This window comes from Pseudomonas sp. UW4 (assembly GCF_000316175.1).
Lineage (GTDB): Bacteria > Pseudomonadota > Gammaproteobacteria > Pseudomonadales > Pseudomonadaceae > Aquipseudomonas > Aquipseudomonas laurylsulfatiphila.
Map to the genome: position 1 here is coordinate 989,269 of NC_019670.1, position 17,114 is coordinate 1,006,382.

Here is a 17,114-nt window from a genome sequence, read left to right on the forward strand (position 1 = left end):
ACGCCAGACCATCGGCCATCTCGCCATCATTGTTCCAACAGGGAAGTAGCAAGGCCCATGCCGGAAAAATTGTCGGACAAAAAACAGGTTCTGTAGGAGCGAGCTTGCTCGCGATGGTCGTCAACGATAACGCGTCAAACCAGATGGTTTGCGGCGCCTGAGGGTTTTTCGCGAGCAGGCTCGCTCCTACAGGGGCCGCGTTTTCTGCACGTTTCAGGGCAATAAACCTCGACGTGCCTCCAAAGTGATCAGCACTCCACCCAGTTCACCGCCAGTCCGCCCCGTGACGTCTCTTTGTACTTGTCGTGCATGTCGGCTCCGGTATCGCGCATGGTGCGGATCACCCGGTCCAGGGAAATGAAGTGCTTGCCGTCACCGCGCAGGGCCATTTGTGTGGCGTTGATGGCTTTCAGGGCGGCGATTGCGTTGCGTTCGATGCACGGCACTTGCACCAGACCGCCAACCGGGTCGCAGGTGAGGCCGAGGTTGTGTTCCAGGCCGATTTCGGCGGCGTTTTCCAACTGTTCGGGGCTGGCGCCCAGTACCTCTGCCAGGCCCGCGGCGGCCATGGCGCAAGCAGAGCCGACTTCGCCTTGGCAGCCGACTTCGGCCCCGGAGATCGATGCGTTTTTCTTGCACAGGATACCAACGGCGGCTGCACCCAGGAAGAACGCGACCACGTCGTCGTCAGACGCATCGGCATTGAATTTCATGTAGTAATGCAGCACTGCCGGGATGATTCCCGCTGCGCCGTTGGTCGGTGCCGTGACCATGCGCCCGCCTGCCGCGTTTTCTTCGTTCACGGCAAGGGCGTACAGGTTGACCCATTCCATCGCTGACAAGGTGGAGGTGATGACATTCGGTTTGCCGATTTCCTGCAGGCTGCGATGCAGTTTCGCCGCTCGGCGTGGAACATTCAGACCGCCGGGCAGGATGCCTTCGTGACGCAAGCCCTGCTCGACGCATTCGCGCATCACCGACCAGATATGCAACAGGCCCTCGCGGATCTCGGTATCACCACGCCATGCCCGTTCGTTGGCCATCATCAGCTCACTGACCCGCAGCCCGTGCTCGCTACACAGCTTGAGCAGTTCGGCGGCGCTGGAGAAATCGTAAGGCAGCACCACATCGTCGGCCGGTGCGATCCCGGACTCGGCTTCGGCGGCTTCGATGATGAAACCGCCTCCCACCGAGTAATAGGTTTGCTCGAACAGCTCGCCGGTTTCACTGAAAGCCGTCAGGGACATGGCATTGGGGTGGTAGGGCAGGCTCTCGTCAAGCAGCAGGAGATCGCGGTGCCAGTCGAAGGCAATGTCCGCAACGCCTGCCAGACGCAATTTGCCGGTTTCGCGCAGGATGTGAATGCGGCTGTCGATGGTGGTGGGATCGATGCTGTCGGGCCATTCGCCCATCAAGCCCATGACGCAGGCGCGGTCCGTTGCGTGACCGACGCCGGTCGCCGACAGAGAACCGTAAAGGCGAATCTCCACGCGTCGCACGTCCGTCAGAAAACCCAGTTCGAGCAGTTGTTGAGCGAAGGTCGCGGCGGCGCGCATCGGACCGACGGTATGGGAACTGGACGGGCCGATGCCAACTTTGAAGAGATCGAAAACACTGATAGCCATGCTAAAGCCTGTACAAGCAATGGAAGAGGAATCGCCGCCATTTTTGTAGGACAAGCGCTATGTCGGCGATACTGCCCGCCAAGGTTCTACGTGACCAACGAAATTTCCTAAGACATCCTTTAGCAGGACTAAACGATGAGCCGTCAATTACATGCCCAGACCTATGTCTGGCTGAACGTGTTTGCCTGTGCCGCGCGGCACCTGTCGTTCACCCGTTGCGCCGAAGAACTGCACATCACACCCGGAGCCGTCAGCCAGCAGATCCGCCAGCTGGAAGAACGCCTGGGCTTTCGCCTGTTTCACCGCCGCGCCCGTGGCGTGGAGCTGAGCGCGGAGGGCCAGCGCCTGGCCATTACCGTCAACGAGGCTTTTGGCAGTATCGACGCGGAATTGCGGCGACTGGATGCGGGCATGATCAGCGGGATTCTGCGGGTGCGTTCGATTCCGTCCTTCCTGAGCAAATGGCTGACGCCGCGCCTGCCGCGTTTGCAGCAGCGTTTTCCGGACATCCAGTTGCGCCTGGTGGCCGAGGACAGCAGCGTGCCATTGCATGAAGGCGACTTCGACCTGGCGATCGACCTGAACGACGGCAGCTACCCGGGTCTGTTATCCACAGCCTTGCTCGATGAGCAGATTTTTCCGGTGTGCGCGCCGAGCCTGTTGCGGGGGCGTCCGCCGCTGCACGGTCCGGCAGACCTGATGCACTTTCCGTTGTTGCACGACATCACCGCCTGGCGCGGCAGCTATGAATATGCGGAATGGGAGTTTTATCTCAACGCCATCGGCTTCGAAGGGGCGGATGTGCGGCGCGGGCATACCTTCAATCGCAATCACCTGACCATCGAAGCGGCCATTGCCGGGATGGGCGTGGCGATTGCCCGACGAACGTTGCTCAACGATGAGCTGGAACGCGGGGCGTTGATCGTGCCGTTTGGCCTGGCGGTGCCCAATCACAAGCGCTACATGCTGCTTTACGCACCGGGGGCATTGAGCCATCCGGGTGTGCGCGCGGTGCACGATTGGTTGGTGGAGGAAGCGGGGGTTTTTCGCAGCCTGCACCCGTTGGGGGAGCAGCAAATGTGAGCAATTGTTACGCAAGAGCAGGGCGACCCAACTCCCGACCTTAACAGCGCTTTTACCGGTTGTCCGGCTTTTTTTGCGATTGAAAATTTATCTTTTTTAGGGGTTGAATTGTTCAGCGTACAGACCGATTGTGTAACCAAGAGGTCACGGTGATGACGCCCAAGGGCTTAGCTGACCGGCCTCTCGCGAGCTAGCTGAAATAAGGGATGAACTATGCAAATCCAAGTCAATAGCGATAACCATATTCAAGGCAGTAAACGACTGGAGGAGTGGGTACGTACGACCATTGAGAGCACGCTCGAACGCTACGAAGAGGACCTGACACGCGTCGAGGTTCACCTGCGGGACGAGAACGGCGACAAGCCGGGTCCCCACGACATGCGCTGCCAGCTGGAGGCGCGGCCAAAAGGCCATCAACCGGTTTCCGTTACCCATAAAGCCTCCACCATGGAGCAGGCGATCGACGGAGCAGCCACCAAACTTGAACATGCGCTGGAGCATATGTTCGGCAAACTACGCGGCAAACGAGCAAATGTGGTGCCCATCGAGAGTGGCGCCCATGCCGACCAGCTGCTGGAAGAAGAGTTTCTGGAAAACGAACAGGCGGCGCTTAACGGCTGACACCTGATTCACTTTTTACCTTCCCATGAGAACGGGCCTGCACTGCAGGCCCGTTCTCGTTTCGGTGGCTTTTGGATTCCATGGTCATTGGCATGGGCTCTGGGACAGCCGGGTTTGCGATGAGCCAACGGGCGAGATAGAGGGCTGCACCCGATCTTTTTTGCATATGAGAATATTTATCATTAATATTGCGGCCTTGCCGGGCCCCTGAGGCTGTCGTGGCCTCCCCGGTTTTCAGGTCGAAACATGAACGATGATGACTCTCCCACCCGACCCCCACGATATCGAGCGTGATCAACAGCGCGGCGACCGTGCACATTTTCTCCAGGTGTTTCTCTCCCAGCGTTCGCAAATGGAAGCGCTGGTGAGTCGGCGTGTCGGTTGCAAGGCGACGGCAGCGGACCTGGTTCAGGACTTGTTCCTGCGGTTCTGGCGGCGGCCGCTGGTGCAAGTCGAGGAACTCAGTACCTACCTGTTGCGCTGCGCCGGCAACATCGCCATCGATCATTTGCGCAGTGAAGGCACGCGGGTGCGGGCCAGCGAAGGCATGCTGGTGGAATCACCGGACAGTCATGGCAGCGGACCGCAAGCGGCGCTGGAGGCGGGCAACGATCTGCGTCACGTCGAAGCCGCATTGCGCGCGTTACCGCAGCGCACGCGGCAGATCTTTTTGCTCAATCGCATTCACGGCCGTAAATACGCCGAGATCGCCAAGGCCATGGGCTTGTCCCAAAGTGCCGTGGAAAAACATATGATGCGCGCCCTCGAAGCCTGCAAGGCCAGCCTTCGGGATCCCGAACCGCGTACGCCAGGGAAAGCACCGTGAACCACTTCGAACGCGTCATCCCGACGCCCGCTCAGGAACAGCAAGCGCTTGCCTGGCTGAGTCTGTTGCATGACCAGCCCGGCAGTGCTGATCAGGCGACTTTCAGTCATTGGTTGCAGGCCGATCCCGCCCATGCCGAGGCCTATGCCCGGGCGCAGGTCTTGTGGGAGCTGAGCGAAGGACCGGCGCGCATGCTCGCCGATGAAGAAGCCCTGGCCTTGCAGAGGTATCTCAACGCCATGGACAAGTCTCGGCGCAGCACGGTCGGGCGTTGGTCCGGTGCGCTGGCGATGGCGGCGTGTCTGCTGTTGATGGTCAGTCTCGGTACAGGCTGGCAGCCCTCGCGCTGGATCGATGACCTGGGCGCGGACTTCGTTTCGGCACCGGGGGAAATCCGCACCGTCACCCTGGCCGATCAGTCGCAGGTGACACTGGATGCCGACAGTGCCATCGCCGTGGATTTCAGTCGCGGCGAGCGGCATGTGCAACTGCGTCGCGGCGCCGGGTTTTTCAGCGTTACTCACAGCGGTGAGCCGTTTGTGGTGGACGCCGAGAAAGGCCAGGCACGGGTGCTGGGCACGCAGTTCGAAGTCCGTTTGCAACCTCGGGGGGCGCAGGTCACGGTGCTGTCCGGGCGAGTCGGGGTGACGGCGGACCAGGATGCCGAACAGCAAATCCTCACCGCCGGCCAGCAAGTCGCCTACGGCGAAGGCTCGGCACAAATACTCCACGCGGTGGACAGCGAAGCGCAGTTGGCATGGCGCCAGGGCTGGCTCAATTATTACAAGGCGACGCTGGCCGATGTGGTGCGGGATCTGGGGCGCTATTACCCGGGGCGGATTGTGTTGCTCAACGATGAACTGGCGGCACGCCGGGTCAGTGGCAGCTTCCCGAGCAGGAACCCGCAGGCGGTGTTGAGTTCTTTGCAGGGAGTGTTGGGGTTTGAGCAGCATCAGGTGTTGGGGCATCTGATTATTTTGCGTTGAGGCGAATGACCTCTTCGCGAGCAGGCTCGCTTGTATGGTAGGACTTGAAGGGAGGAGGAGGGACAAGGCTCGATTCTGACTGTTGACGCAGTACAGACCGTGGGAGATATCGCCCCTCCTCCTTTCACCCAAGCGCCGATAAAGAATGCATCTGGCTAGACCGACGATAGGAACAAGCCTGCGCCTCTGGGTGAGCCCTTCAAGTGCTCAAACCTTATCCCGGAGGAAATCCTGTGGCAATGCCGGTCTCTCTATCAAAACCGATCGTGGGTGTGGATGTCGCCAAGAATGAACTGGTGATTTATCAGTCTGATGGTGATTTGCTTGAAGAGATTGCCAACACCAAAACATCCATCAAGCAGTGGCTGAAGGCGTTGTCGGGGACGGTGGCTATTGCCATTGAGGCGACCAACATCTACCACCTGGACTTCGCTGATCTGGCCTATGAGGCCGGTTGCACGATTTACATGGTGGGAGGCTATGAACTCAAACATTATCGCGAAGGCGTGAAAATCCGCGCCAAAACCGACGCACTGGATGCCAAGCTACTGGCTCGTTACCTGAAGAACGAAGCCGAGGAGTTGCGTCCTTGGACCCCGCCCTCACCGCTGTACCGCCAGCTCCTGAGCCTTTTCCGCCGTCGCGCAGCCTTGGTCCAGGCCAGGGTCGGCCTGGTGCAGAGCTGGTCGAATGAGCCGCTGCTCAAGGCGGCTTTTGCCGAGCAAGTGAAGTCCATGCAGCAGCTTGAGACGCTGATCGAAAAGACGATCAACGATCAGCTCAAAGAAGCCGGTTTGCTCGGTCAATTGAAGCGCTGCCTGAAAGTTGAGGGTATTGGTTTTTTGACTGGGGCCCGCTTGATAACCGCATTTCAGCGAGGGGATTTTAGAAACGCGGATGCATTTATCGCCTTCCTGGGCATGGATTTACGGGTGGCGAAATCAGGACAGAAGGACGCTCGCCGCAGTTTGACCAAGCGCGGTGACCCCGAGGCCCGCCGACTTCTGCACAATGCAGCGATGTCGGCTAGCCGTACGAAAGCCTGGAAAGGGTATTACGAAGAACAAAGAACTCGGGGGTTCAGCACCACTCAGGCGTTGGTGATGCTGGCTCGCAAGCTTACTCGGGTGGTATTCGCCTTGCTGAAAGGGCAAAGCGAATATCAGCCAAAAGCCAGTTGAGGGCTTTCCCTCAACCATAGAATCTCCCACAGAGAAATGCACTTCAAATGTGGGAGCGAGCCTGCTCGCGAAGACGGTGTGTCAAACGCCACTTTTCTTTCAATAAAAATATTTTCAGATTTTTGCTGAGGTAAATCCGATCGCCATCCGTGTAGTGACTGAAACTGCGAGTCATTCGCATCCGTTGTGGTTCTACACAGGTCATGAGTCATGAAGTCCAGGGCAAAATCGGGTTCGGTCAAACAATGGTTGGGTGTGTCTGCGTTGAGCTTTTCGGCATCGGCGTTGTTGCCGCTTGGCCTGGCGCTGGCCGCAGAGACGGGCAGCAGTCAGCCGCGTGCGCAGTTCAGTTTCTCGCTGGCCGCCAAACCGCTGCCCCAGGCCCTGAGTGATTTCAGTCGGGTAACCGGCATCAGCGTCGTTTATACCGATGAAGCGCCGTACGGCCTCAATGCGCCGGCGGTCAATGGACAGATGAGTGCCGAACAGGCCCTGCAACGTCTGCTCACCGGTTCGGGATTGACGTTCCGCCGCACCGACGGCCATACCATGGCGCTGGAACCGCAGCCGACTGAAGGTGCGTTGACACTGGGCGCGACCACTATCACCTCGGTGATGGATGAGTCCATGAGCTACCAGCCGCCGCCGACCTCTTCGGTGATGCGCTCTTCCGCCCCGATTCAGGACATCCCGCAGACCATCAATGTCGTCCCGGCCCAGGTGATCCGCGATCAGGCACCGCGCTATCTCGATGACGCCCTGGCCAACGTCAGCGGAATCACCCAGGCCAACACCCTGGGCAGCACCCAGGACTCGGTGATGGTTCGCGGTTTTGGGGACAACCGTAACGGCTCGATCATGCGCGACGGCATGCCGATCGTGCAGGGGCGCGGCCTCAACGCCAGTGTGGACCGGGTCGAAGTGCTCAAGGGCCCGGCCTCGTTGCTCTACGGCATCCAGGATCCGGGCGGCGTGGTCAACATGGTCAGCAAGAAGCCCGAACTTGAGCAGTACAACGCGCTGACTGCGCGCGGTTCGAGCTATGACGACGGCAAGAACGGCAGCGGCGGCACTCTCGACAGCACCGGCGCCCTCGGCAATTCCGGGCTGGCCTACCGCATGGTGCTGGACTACGAAGACGAAGATTACTGGCGCAACTTCGGCGTGCATCGCGAAAGCCTGATTGCGCCGTCGCTGGCCTGGTACGGCGAAAGCACCCAGCTGCTGTTCGCCTATGAGCACCGCGAATTCCTCACGCCGTTCGACCGCGGTACGCTGATCGACCCGCGGACCAACCACCCGCTGGACATCTCGCGCAACGAGCGTCTCGACGAGCCGTTCAACAACATGGAAGGGCGTTCGGACCTCTATCACTTCGAGGCCGATCACGAACTCAACGACAACTGGAAAGCCCATTTCGGCTATAGCTGGAACCGCGAAACCTACGACGCCAGCCAGGTGCGAGTGACCGCCATCGACACAAAAAAGGGCACCCTGACCCGCAACATGGACGGCACGCAGAACGCGATCAGCACCGACCGATTCACCACCGCCAGCCTCGAAGGCAATATGAATGTGCTCGGTATGCAGCACGACCTGCTGTTCGGCATCGATGACGAGTACCGCAAGATCTACCGCGAAGACCTGATCCGCCAGAAAAGCCTGACCACGTTCAGTTATGTCAATCCGGTCTATGGTCGGGAAGTGGCGGGCACCACCGTCAGTGCGCCCGACAGTGCGCAGACCGATGAACTGCGCAGCGATTCGGCCTTCCTGCAGGATTCCATCCACCTCAACGAGCAATGGATTCTGGTGGCCGGCGCGCGTTTCCAGGTTTATGACCAGTACGCCGGCAAAGGCGTGCCGTTCCACGCCAACACCGACAGCAACGGGCAGCAATGGGTGCCGCGCGCGGGCCTTGTGTACAAGTACACCGATGCCTTGTCGTTCTACGGCAGCTACACCGAATCGTTCAAACCCAACTCGACAATCGCGCCGTTGAGCGGCAGCAGTACCGTGCTTGACGGCGGCATCGCGCCGGAAGAAGCCAAGTCCTGGGAGTTGGGTGCCAAGCTTGATCTGCCGGGCCGCGTCACCGGCAACATCGCGCTGTTCGACATCAAGAAGCGCAATGTGCTGGTGGCCAACGCCGAAGGCCCGACCACGATCTACAGCGCCGCTGGCGAAGTGCGCTCCCGTGGCCTGGAAGTGGACTTGAGCGGTCAGCTCACCGATCGCTGGAGCATGATCGGCAGCTACGCCTATACCGATGCCGAAGTCACCGAAGACCCGGTTTACAAGGGTAATCAACTGCAAAACGTGGCGAAGAACAGCGGTTCGTTGTCGGCGGTCTATGACTTCGGCAGCGTCATTGGCGCTGATCAACTGCGGGTCGGCGCCGGGGCGCGTTATGTGGGTGAGCGCGCGGGCAACGCGGTGAACGATTTCGACCTGCCGAGCTACACCGTGGCCGATGCGTTCGCCACCTACGACACCCGGCTCGACGGGCAGAGGGTCAAGTTTCAGCTCAACGTGAAGAACCTGTTCGACCGCACCTACTACACCTCGGCGGCGAGCCGGTTCTTTGTTTCCATGGGGGATTCGCGGCAGGTGACGTTGTCGAGCACCTTGGAGTTCTGACGACAGACCGCGTCATCGTTCTTCGCGAGCAGGCTCGCTCCCACAGGGAAAAGCAGTCCAAAGGTGGGAGCGAGCCTGCTCGCGATGGCGGCCTGAAAGGCGCCGAAGATCCTGGATCTAGCGCAAAAACGCCTGCCGATACTCACCGGGCGTCCCGCCAAGTGACTGGCGAAAGCGATTGGTGAAGTGGCTGGCACTGGAGAAGCCGCAAGCCAGTGCAATCTCCCCCAGTGGCTGCGCCGTCGTGCGCAGCAATTCCCGCGCCCGGTTCAGGCGCCGCGCCAGCAAGTACTGGTGGGGTGGCAAGCCGAAGCTCTCGCGGAACATCCTTGCGAAGTGGTACTCCGACAACGCGCACAACGCCGCCAACTGACCGAGGCTGATGGCCTCGTCCAGATGGCTGTCGATGTACTCCACCAGATGCCGGCGCTGATGCGCGGCCAACCCACCTTTAAGGCGCAGGCCTTGTCGGGCGTTGACCTGGCTGAGCAGGGCATGGCTGAGCAGTTCGTGGGCCAGACTGCTGGTCAGCAGGCGCTCGCCCGGCTCGTCCCAGTTCAAACTGATCAATTGCCGAAAGCGCAGCGCCTGCTGCGGGTCATCGAGAAAGGTCTGCTCGCGCAGCTGCATTTCCCGTGGCTCGCGATCAAGCAGGGTGACGCAGCCGAGGGCAAATTGTTCGGGGCTGAAATACAGGTGTGCCAGGCGGATGTCGCCGTTGATCACCCAGCCTGACTGGTGGTCGGCCGGCAGGATGCACAGTTTGTCCGGGCCGCCCTTGTTGCCGGGCTGGTCGCGACGGAAGGTGCCGGTGCCGCCGGCTATGTAACAGGACAACGTGTGGTGGCTGGGCGCTTCGTATTCCTGGGCGTCGTGGTGATTGCTCCACAAGGCTGCAGACAAGCCGTCACCCAGCTCGGCGCTGTGCTCCAGACGAGCATTCGGCGAGCGGTTGAGGGCTTGAAAGACTTGTAGGGTATCCAGTGCAGCCATGATCGTTGCTCTCTAACACCTGCATCCAACGCCCTGCATCCTACTCCGTAGACGTGCGCCTGCCAGCCTGTCGCCAGACAAAAGCGCAAGTTTATGCAAGTGCGTCCAGGCGTGGCGCCGGACACTGGGCACCTATCGAGGAGCCTTTGTCATGAACCTTTCTTTGTACCTGCTGACCGTGCTGATCTGGGGCACCACCTGGATTGCCTTGAAATGGCAGCTGGGCGTGGTGGCGATTCCCGTGTCGATCGTCTATCGCTTCGGCCTCGCCGCGCTGGTGCTGTTCGTGATTCTGTTGCTAAGTCGGCGCCTGCAGGTGATGAACCGTCGCGGGCACCTGATTTGCCTGGCTCAGGGCCTGTGTCTGTTCTGCGTCAACTTCATGTGCTTCCTTACCGCGAGCCAGTGGATCCCCAGCGGTCTGGTGGCCGTCGTGTTTTCCACCGCTACCTTGTGGAATGCCCTCAACGCGCGGGTGTTCTTCGGTCAGAGAATCGTCCGCAACGTGCTGATGGGCGGTGCGCTGGGCCTGCTTGGGCTGGGCCTGCTGTTCTGGCCGGAACTGGCTGGGCATACCGCTAGCCCGGAAACCTTGCTCGGCCTTGGTCTGGCCCTGTGCGGCACCTTGTGTTTCTCGGCGGGCAACATGCTCTCAAGCCTGCAACAGAAGGCCGGTCTCAAGCCGCTGACCACCAATGCCTGGGGCATGGCCTACGGGGCGGCGATGCTCTCGGTGTGGTGTCTGGTCAAAGGCATTCCCTTCGACCTGGAAATGAGCGCGCGTTATATCGGCTCACTGTTGTATCTGGTGATTCCCGGGTCGGTGATCGGTTTCACCGCCTACCTGACGCTGGTCGGCCGCATGGGGCCTGAGCGGGCGGCGTACTGCACAGTGTTGTTTCCGGTGGTGGCGCTCAACGTGTCGGCGTTCGCCGAGGGTTATCAGTGGACGATGCCGGCACTGTTGGGGCTGGTGTTGGTGATGTCGGGCAACGTACTGGTGTTTCGCAAACCCAAAGTGCCGTTGATGCAGGGAACTGGCAAGTTAGCGTGATTCAGCAGAGGCGGGCGAGAGTGGCGGCTCTTCGCTCTCGATCGGTAAAACAATATAGATCAGGGATAACAGTATGAAGTCAACGGCTTGCCGACCCCAGTCCGTGTAGTTCCATTTTTTTGATTCGTCCATATTGAACCATTCGATACCAATGGCCTGAAAACAAACGTAATATATAAAAATAGCAATCACTAGTCCGACGACTGCAAATTTCTTTGCTTCGTGGAACGCTTCCTTGCTGGTGTTTATGTTTTTATAAAGATAGTAGGCTCCTATTGTGCAGAGGAGTGTAAACATGATTTCAAGTGTTATGATCAGCCAAAAGATCCGATGATGAAGCAGGGGCGATGTGATGGCTCTATTACTGTACTTGAGTTGATTTAGGGTCGTGTCCATGCTCAGTATATGGCCGAGATACTCGTAGTTTGTGGAGTAGTCGGCGAAATTGTTGTAAGTCGTCAATAACCCGAAAAAGCTGATAAATAGCAGGATCGAGGCTTTGCTGATTCTAATGATCTGGTTGGTGTTGAGTGAGTTCAAGATTTTCTCCGTTATTATTAAGGAAGGTTTCCTTTTAAGTAACGGATTTTAGCGGATGGTTCTATTGCTGGGTGATGTGCTGAATTGCAAAGTGTGTATGAGTTGAATTCAAGTTTGTTTTAATCGAACTTCTGAAGGCAAAGGGCAGGCGCTTGTAACACCTGCCCGTTTTGCGTCAGCCCTTCCAGACTTGCGGGTTTACCAGATCCTGTGGCCGCTCGCCCAACAGGGCACTGCGCAAGTTGGCCAAGGCACGGTTGGCCATGGCATCGCGGGTCTCATGGGTGGCCGAGCCGATGTGCGGCAAGGTTACGGCGTTGTTCAGCTGGAACAGCGGTGACTCGGCCAGTGGTTCTTTTTCGTACACGTCCAGCCCGGCACCACGAATGCGCTTGTTTTGCAGGGCCTCGATCAGCGCCGGTTCATCCACCACCGGGCCACGAGAGATGTTCACCAGTATCGCGCTCGGCTTCATCAGCGCCAGTTCGCGATGACTGATCAGGTGCCTGGTTTTTTCGCTGAGCGGTACCACCAGGCAGACGAAATCAGCTTCGGCCAGCAACTGATCGAGGCTGCGAAACTGCGCGCCGAGTTCCTGTTCCAGCCCGGTCTTGCGACTGTTGCCGCTGTAGATGACCGGCATGTTGAACCCCAGGCGACCACGTCGGGCGATGGCCGCACCGATATTGCCCATGCCGACGATCCCCAGGGTCTTGCCATGCACATCGCAACCGAACAGCTGCGCACCGACAGTGGCCTGCCATTGCCCGGCTTTGGTCCAGGCATCCAGTTCGGCGACGCGACGCGCGCTGCTCATCAACAGCGCGAACGCCAGGTCGGCGGTGCTTTCGGTGAGCACGTCCGGCGTGTTGGTCAGCATGATTGCGCGTTCGTTGAAGTAGGCCAGGTCATAGTTGTCGTAGCCCACCGAGACGCTGGACACCACTTCCAGCCTGGCGGCATTTTCCAGTTGGGCGCGGCCGAGTTTGCGCCCAACGCCGATCAGGCCGTGGGCGTGGGGCAGGGCTTCGTTGAACTGGGCGTTGATGTCGCCGTTTTTCGGATTCGGCACGATGACGTCGAAATCCTGTTGCAGGCGTTCGACCATTGCCGGAGTGACGCGGCTGAAGGCCAGGACAGTCTTTTTCATGAGAGGCGGGCTCGTCGGGCGGTGAAGAATGCTTAGCAAGCTACAAGTTTCAAGCGGCAAGCTGCAAGTTTAAAAGTCGCTCCCATCGTTTTTAACTTGAAGCTTGCCGCTTGAAGCTTGTCGCTGCCGTTCCGGTATACTGCCGCACTTCTTATACTGTGGCATGCGGCTCGCTCACCGGGCCCGACATTTCATGCATCACCCGGAGCTTTCATGACTTCCCCGAAACAACCGCCGGTCGCCGACGCCCAGAGCGACGTGCAGGCCGAGCTGCCAGTCAGCGTTGACTCCAGCACCGACAGCGAAGCCAAAGCCGGGATCCCGGCATTCAAGTTCCCGTTCAAGCCGGGCGAACTGGCGGCAGCCAAAGGCTCGAACCAGCCGTGGTACAAGAACGGCGCCAAGAACGGCCACACCAAGACGCCGGGCATGGCGCCGCCGGGGACTCGTCGGTCGATGGGTAAACGCTGAAATTTCCAGTGCCTGGCCTGCCGTCTTCGCGAGCAGGCTCGCTCCCACAGTGGATCTGTGTCCTACACAAATTCCATGTTCACTGAAGATCCCTTGTGGGAGCGAGCCTGCTCGCGATGGGGCCGTTGCCGGTAGCCCAAGTTATTGATCAAACTGCCCGTAACGAAATGTGCGCCACTCAATTGACCTTGGCGGCCGGACGGATGGAGTCCCATTCGGTGACGTACGCGGTTTTGCTCTTTTTGTTGTAGAGGCACAGCTCGGCGCCTTGTGCACCTTTCATGTGTTTTTGCGGGTACTGGCCCTGGAGCAGGAGCGCGGTATAGCCAACCCGGTCATCGAACTGCGCGGCGTTGCCCACGGGTTTGGCGTCTTTCAGGCCGCTGGCCTTGGTGCAACTGGTGAGTACGGCCTTGTCGTAGGCGGCCCAGGCGTCGGGGCTGGAGGCGTAGGCCTGAGAGGTGAGGGCGGTGAGGCAGAGAAAAGTCAGGGTGGCTGCTTTCATGGTTCAGGCGTCCTTGGATGTACAATGGCCAAGGATGGAGTATGCCTGAAGGTTTTGAGGCGGTTTTGCCGGCCTCTTCGCGGGCAGGCCCGCTCCCACCGTGACCGAGTACGACCACAAATTCTGTGCATGACACATAACCCTGTGGGAGCAGCCCGCTCGCGATTGCGGCGTATCAGTCTGGAACCGGCTCCCGGCGAACGGCACGCATCCCGACACTTTCATACAATCGCCGCGCCCGGTGGTTGTCTTCCAGCACCTTCAAATCCACATATCCTTCGCGCCGTTGCTGGAACACCTTGAACGCCTGCAACAACAAGGCACGTCCCAATCCTCGGCCCTGAAACCGTGGATGCACCACCAGGTTCTTGATGTAAGCGCTGGTCCAGCACTGGCACACACCAACAATGCCTTCGGCATCCCGGGCGATGAAGCACAGCGCCGGGTCATATTCCGGGTCGCTTTCGAACTGCCATTGCCACATCTCCAGCGCTGCCACGCGACCGCCACCTTCGAGGTAACCGAACTCCATCAACCGGTGCACGGCTGCGCCGATTTCGGGATGGTATTCGCTCAGTTGCAGGCCGGCTGGCCAATCGGGTGACGGCACGACTTCTGTTAGGTCGCGCCGCATCAGCCAGCAAAAATCTTCGGCCAAGGCTCAATATCCCTGTTCAGCGACAGCCTTGGCCGCAGTGATCAGGCACTGGGTCAATTCCGGCGAAGAGAACTTGGTCAGCACCGCGTTCGCCCCCGCCAGTCGTGCTTTTTCGGCGTTCATCGCACTGTCCAGCGACGTGTGCAGCAAGACATAAAGATGCGCGAAGTCCGGGGTTTCCCGCAGGGTGCGGGTGAAGGCGTAGCCGTCCATCTCGGACATTTCGATGTCCGAGACGATCAGGTTGATCTGCTGCGCGGTGCCTTGCAGGTCCAGTAGGCAGTCAATGGCTTCCTTGGCGCTGCGGGCGGTATGGCATTGCAGGCCAAGGTTACGCAAGGTGTGCACTGATTGCTGCAGGGCGACCTGGCTGTCGTCGACCACCAGGATGCGCGCGTTGCCGAGCAGTTCGGCGTCTTCCATGCTCAGTTCGGTCGGCGCCATTTCGATTTGTGCCGGGGCGATGCCGTGGATGACCTTTTCGATGTCCAGTACCTGCACCAGGGTGCCATCGACCGACGTCACGCCGGTGATGTAGGCGCGCAAACCACCGGAGCCGAAGGGCGGCGGGCGGATGTCGGTGGTCAGGCAATGGACGATCTTGCTCACGGCCTGCACGTGCAGGCCCTGCTTGGAGCGGCTGACATCGGTGACGATCAGGCAGCCGCCGTTCGGGTCTTCCAGCGGACGCTCGCCAATGGCGCGGCTGAGGTCGATCACCGACAGCGATGCACCACGCAGGGTGGCGATGCCTTTGACATGGGGGTGTGACTCCGGCAGCCGGGTCAGCGGCGGGCAGGGAATGATCTCACTGACCTTGAGCAGGTTGATCGCCATCAGCTTGCCGCTGCGCAGGGTAAACAGCAGAAGCGAAAGTGAGTCTGCGCGGGCTTTGGTGGAGGACATAGGAACCTTCTCTGGAAAAGGTGACGGGCAATCCCGGGATTGTCATGACTTCGATGCCGGGTTATCGACTTGTCGGGGGCAGGCTTTAGGGCACATGCCCTCATCTCGGATCAAATGGCAGACGATTGTGGCGAGGGGGCTTGCCCCCGTTGGGTCGCGAAGCGGCCCTCAGCTTTGTATCAGTTAAACCGCGTAACAGGATTTGCGACCGCTGCGCGGCCGAACGGGGGCAAGCCCCCTCGCCACAAGATTTCACTCGACACTGAAAAACACTATTTCATCCCCAACCGCTTGGCCATTCGCCCAAGATTCGCCCGATCCAAGCCTAGCTCACGGGCCGCGCTTGCCCAGTTGTTGTTGTGCCGTTCCAGGCAGGCACCGATCATTTGACGCTGATAACGCTCGGTGGCCTCACGCAAATCGCCGGTCGGCGCTTGGGTGACGGTGGCGACAGGTTGCTCGGCAGCGGTTTCAACGCTGGCGTTGGGCAAGTCCAGATCGGCGGCGCTCAGGCTGAGAATCTTCGGCCGTTCCTTGCAATTGCCCAGGGCTTTCAAGGCGCTGCGGCCGATCAAATGTTCAAGCTCGCGCACATTGCCGGGCCAGTCGTAGGCCAAAAGCGCGGTCTGGGCGTCACTGTTCAGGCGCAGGCTGTTGAGGCCCATGCGCGAGCGGTTCTGCTCGAGGAAGTAACCGCTGAGCAGCAGCACGTCGCGCCCGCGATCGCGCAGGGCCGGCACCAGCAGCGGATAAACGCTGAGGCGATGGTAGAAGTCGGCACGGTAACGACCGCTGCGCACTTCCTCGGCGAGGTCGCGGTTGGTCGCCGCGATCAGGCGCACGTCGACCTGATGCTCCTGGTCCGAACCCAGTCGCTGCAATTGACCGCTCTGCAACACGCGCAACAGCTTGGCCTGCACGGTCAGTGACAACTCACCGACTTCATCGAGAAACAGCGTGCCGCCATTGGCGAGTTCGAACTTGCCGCGGCGGTCGTTCATCGCCCCGGTAAAGGCGCCGCGGACATGGCCGAACAACTCGCTTTCCACCAAGGTATCGGGCAATGCGGCGCAGTTGAGGCTGATGATCGGCTTGTCGGCGCGGGGCGAGGCAGCATGGATGGCCTGGGCCACCAACTCCTTGCCGACTCCGGTTTCGCCGGTGATCAGCACGGTCAGGTCGCTGCCGCCGACCAGGTTGATTTCTTCCACCAGTCTTTTATGGGTTTTGCTCTGGCCAATCATCTCGCGATTCTGCTGGCCACTGGCCTGGCGGTAGACCTCGGCGCGTTGATGCTCATCTTCGACCCGGTTATTCAATCGCTCGATGCGCTCGGCGGCGTTGACCGTGGCGGCCGCGAGGCTGGCGAAGGCTTGCAGGGCATCCAGTTCGATCGGTTCGAAGCGCTCCGGATCGAGGGCGTCGAGGGTCAACAGACCCCATGGGCGCTCGTCGATGAACAAGGGGCAACCCATGCAGTCGTGGACTTCCAGATGATCATCCAGGCCATCGACCAGGCCGTCATAAGGGTCAGGTAAGTCGCTGTCGGCAGCGAAACGGGTCGGGCCGGGGCTGCCGAGCAGCGCTGCGAAACGCGGGTGCTCGCTGACCTTGAAGCGTCGACCGAGGGTGTCGGTACTCAAGCCGTCGACGGCCAGTGGCACCAGCCATTCACCATCAAGGCGCAGCAGGGCGGCGGCATCGCACGGGAGCAAGGCGCGCATGGCTTCCAGCAGGCGGCGATAACGCTCGCCCTCGGGCAGCTCGCGGGACAGGTCGGAGACCAGGGGCAGCAAAGCGGTGAGCAGTGGTTTTGCAGTCATAGTGACTCCGTGTAGTCGGTATGACTATAAAGCAGGCAGTGTCGAAATGACT

The 17,114-nt window shown here is 59.9% G+C and carries 16 protein-coding genes; 8 read left to right on the plus strand and 8 right to left on the minus strand.

The annotated features are described in order from the left end of the window. Positions 1 to 248: 248 nt before the first annotated feature. Positions 249 to 1,625: an L-serine ammonia-lyase gene (locus PPUTUW4_RS04255; RefSeq protein ID WP_015093541.1), complete on the minus strand. Its 1,377-nt coding sequence runs from the start codon at positions 1,623 to 1,625 to the stop codon at positions 249 to 251. Positions 1,626 to 1,760: 135 nt separating this feature from the next. Here PPUTUW4_RS04255 and PPUTUW4_RS04260 point away from each other — a divergent pair, with 135 nt between their 5' ends. The 6 genes from PPUTUW4_RS04260 (at position 1,761) to PPUTUW4_RS04285 (ending at position 8,962) form a co-directional block, all read left to right on the plus strand. After that, positions 1,761 to 2,708: a LysR substrate-binding domain-containing protein gene (locus PPUTUW4_RS04260; RefSeq protein WP_007970343.1), complete on the plus strand. Its 948-nt coding sequence runs from the start codon at positions 1,761 to 1,763 to the stop codon at positions 2,706 to 2,708. A 213-nt stretch (positions 2,709 to 2,921) separates the two neighbouring features. Continuing rightward, positions 2,922 to 3,329 (plus strand): HPF/RaiA family ribosome-associated protein, encoded by a 408-nt coding sequence (locus PPUTUW4_RS04265; RefSeq protein WP_007970346.1) that lies wholly within the window; start codon positions 2,922 to 2,924, stop codon positions 3,327 to 3,329. Between the two features lie 253 nt (positions 3,330 to 3,582). Beyond that, a complete protein-coding gene (locus tag PPUTUW4_RS04270) occupies positions 3,583 to 4,155 on the plus strand; it encodes an RNA polymerase sigma factor (RefSeq protein WP_041474778.1) in 573 nt (190 codons plus the stop codon). Beyond that, positions 4,152 to 5,141 carry a FecR domain-containing protein gene (locus PPUTUW4_RS04275; RefSeq protein WP_015093543.1) on the plus strand — a complete coding sequence of 330 codons (990 nt, stop codon included), beginning with the start codon at positions 4,152 to 4,154 and terminating at the stop codon, positions 5,139 to 5,141. Before PPUTUW4_RS04270 ends, PPUTUW4_RS04275 begins: the two co-directional genes overlap by 4 nt. Positions 5,142 to 5,380: 239 nt before the next feature. Next, entirely contained in the window at positions 5,381 to 6,322 is a 942-nt protein-coding gene (locus PPUTUW4_RS04280; protein ID WP_015093544.1) for an IS110 family transposase, read from the plus strand. 210 nt (positions 6,323 to 6,532) lie between these two features. Further along, positions 6,533 to 8,962, plus strand: a complete 2,430-nt coding sequence (locus PPUTUW4_RS04285; RefSeq protein WP_015093545.1) for a TonB-dependent receptor — start codon at positions 6,533 to 6,535, stop codon at positions 8,960 to 8,962. Between the two features lie 117 nt (positions 8,963 to 9,079). Here PPUTUW4_RS04285 and PPUTUW4_RS04290 read toward each other — a convergent pair whose 3' ends face one another. Beyond that, positions 9,080 to 9,955, minus strand: coding sequence for an AraC family transcriptional regulator (locus tag PPUTUW4_RS04290; RefSeq protein ID WP_015093546.1), 876 nt, complete (start codon positions 9,953 to 9,955; stop codon positions 9,080 to 9,082). 151 nt (positions 9,956 to 10,106) lie between these two features. On the opposite strand from PPUTUW4_RS04290, the gene PPUTUW4_RS04295 reads away from it, so the two are divergent. Then, complete coding sequence (locus tag PPUTUW4_RS04295; RefSeq protein WP_015093547.1) at positions 10,107 to 11,009, plus strand: DMT family transporter; 903 nt, start codon at positions 10,107 to 10,109, stop codon at positions 11,007 to 11,009. On the opposite strand, the gene PPUTUW4_RS04300 is transcribed toward PPUTUW4_RS04295, so the two are convergent. Further along, a complete protein-coding gene (locus PPUTUW4_RS04300; RefSeq protein WP_015093548.1) occupies positions 11,001 to 11,549 on the minus strand; it encodes a DUF2165 domain-containing protein in 549 nt (182 codons plus the stop codon). The genes PPUTUW4_RS04295 and PPUTUW4_RS04300 overlap by 9 nt on opposite strands. Before the next feature lie 175 nt (positions 11,550 to 11,724). Further along, the gene (locus tag PPUTUW4_RS04305; RefSeq protein ID WP_015093549.1) at positions 11,725 to 12,699 is read right to left on the minus strand and encodes a D-glycerate dehydrogenase; all 975 of its coding nucleotides are present in this window, start codon (positions 12,697 to 12,699) and stop codon (positions 11,725 to 11,727) included. 213 nt (positions 12,700 to 12,912) lie between these two features. On the opposite strand from PPUTUW4_RS04305, the gene PPUTUW4_RS04310 reads away from it, so the two are divergent. Next, a complete protein-coding gene (locus PPUTUW4_RS04310; RefSeq protein WP_015093550.1) occupies positions 12,913 to 13,170 on the plus strand; it encodes a hypothetical protein in 258 nt (85 codons plus the stop codon). A gap of 178 nt (positions 13,171 to 13,348) precedes the next feature. On the opposite strand, the gene PPUTUW4_RS04315 is transcribed toward PPUTUW4_RS04310, so the two are convergent. The 4 genes from PPUTUW4_RS04315 to norR form a co-directional block, all read right to left on the minus strand. Then, positions 13,349 to 13,675 (minus strand): hypothetical protein, encoded by a 327-nt coding sequence (locus tag PPUTUW4_RS04315; RefSeq protein ID WP_015093551.1) that lies wholly within the window; start codon positions 13,673 to 13,675, stop codon positions 13,349 to 13,351. Between the two features lie 175 nt (positions 13,676 to 13,850). Further along, a complete protein-coding gene (locus PPUTUW4_RS04320) occupies positions 13,851 to 14,333 on the minus strand; it encodes an N-acetyltransferase (protein ID WP_041474779.1) in 483 nt (160 codons plus the stop codon). Between the two features lie 3 nt (positions 14,334 to 14,336). After that, on the minus strand, positions 14,337 to 15,239 hold the full coding sequence (locus tag PPUTUW4_RS04325; RefSeq protein ID WP_007970363.1) for a chemotaxis protein: 903 nt from the start codon (positions 15,237 to 15,239) through the stop codon (positions 14,337 to 14,339). A 272-nt stretch (positions 15,240 to 15,511) separates the two neighbouring features. Beyond that, positions 15,512 to 17,062: a nitric oxide reductase transcriptional regulator NorR gene (gene norR / locus PPUTUW4_RS04330; RefSeq protein ID WP_015093553.1), complete on the minus strand. Its 1,551-nt coding sequence runs from the start codon at positions 17,060 to 17,062 to the stop codon at positions 15,512 to 15,514. Between the last annotated feature and the right edge of the window lie 52 nt (positions 17,063 to 17,114).

What these genes read in the sequence shown, in the direction of transcription:
- PPUTUW4_RS04285 (WP_015093545.1), top strand. Translation starts at nt 6,533, where the DNA reads ATGAAGTCCAGGGCAAAATCGGGTTCGGTCAAACAATGGTTGGGTGTG.
- norR (WP_015093553.1), bottom strand. Translation starts at nt 17,062, where the DNA reads ATGACTGCAAAACCACTGCTCACCGCTTTGCTGCCCCTGGTCTCCGAC.
- PPUTUW4_RS04305 (WP_015093549.1), bottom strand. Translation starts at nt 12,699, where the DNA reads ATGAAAAAGACTGTCCTGGCCTTCAGCCGCGTCACTCCGGCAATGGTC.
- PPUTUW4_RS04325 (WP_007970363.1), bottom strand. Translation starts at nt 15,239, where the DNA reads ATGTCCTCCACCAAAGCCCGCGCAGACTCACTTTCGCTTCTGCTGTTT.
- PPUTUW4_RS04310 (WP_015093550.1), top strand. Translation starts at nt 12,913, where the DNA reads ATGACTTCCCCGAAACAACCGCCGGTCGCCGACGCCCAGAGCGACGTG.
- PPUTUW4_RS04315 (WP_015093551.1), bottom strand. Translation starts at nt 13,675, where the DNA reads ATGAAAGCAGCCACCCTGACTTTTCTCTGCCTCACCGCCCTCACCTCT.
- PPUTUW4_RS04290 (WP_015093546.1), bottom strand. Translation starts at nt 9,955, where the DNA reads ATGGCTGCACTGGATACCCTACAAGTCTTTCAAGCCCTCAACCGCTCG.
- PPUTUW4_RS04255 (WP_015093541.1), bottom strand. Translation starts at nt 1,625, where the DNA reads ATGGCTATCAGTGTTTTCGATCTCTTCAAAGTTGGCATCGGCCCGTCC.
- PPUTUW4_RS04280 (WP_015093544.1), top strand. Translation starts at nt 5,381, where the DNA reads ATGCCGGTCTCTCTATCAAAACCGATCGTGGGTGTGGATGTCGCCAAG.
- PPUTUW4_RS04295 (WP_015093547.1), top strand. Translation starts at nt 10,107, where the DNA reads ATGAACCTTTCTTTGTACCTGCTGACCGTGCTGATCTGGGGCACCACC.
- PPUTUW4_RS04265 (WP_007970346.1), top strand. Translation starts at nt 2,922, where the DNA reads ATGCAAATCCAAGTCAATAGCGATAACCATATTCAAGGCAGTAAACGA.
- PPUTUW4_RS04270 (WP_041474778.1), top strand. Translation starts at nt 3,583, where the DNA reads ATGATGACTCTCCCACCCGACCCCCACGATATCGAGCGTGATCAACAG.
- PPUTUW4_RS04260 (WP_007970343.1), top strand. Translation starts at nt 1,761, where the DNA reads ATGAGCCGTCAATTACATGCCCAGACCTATGTCTGGCTGAACGTGTTT.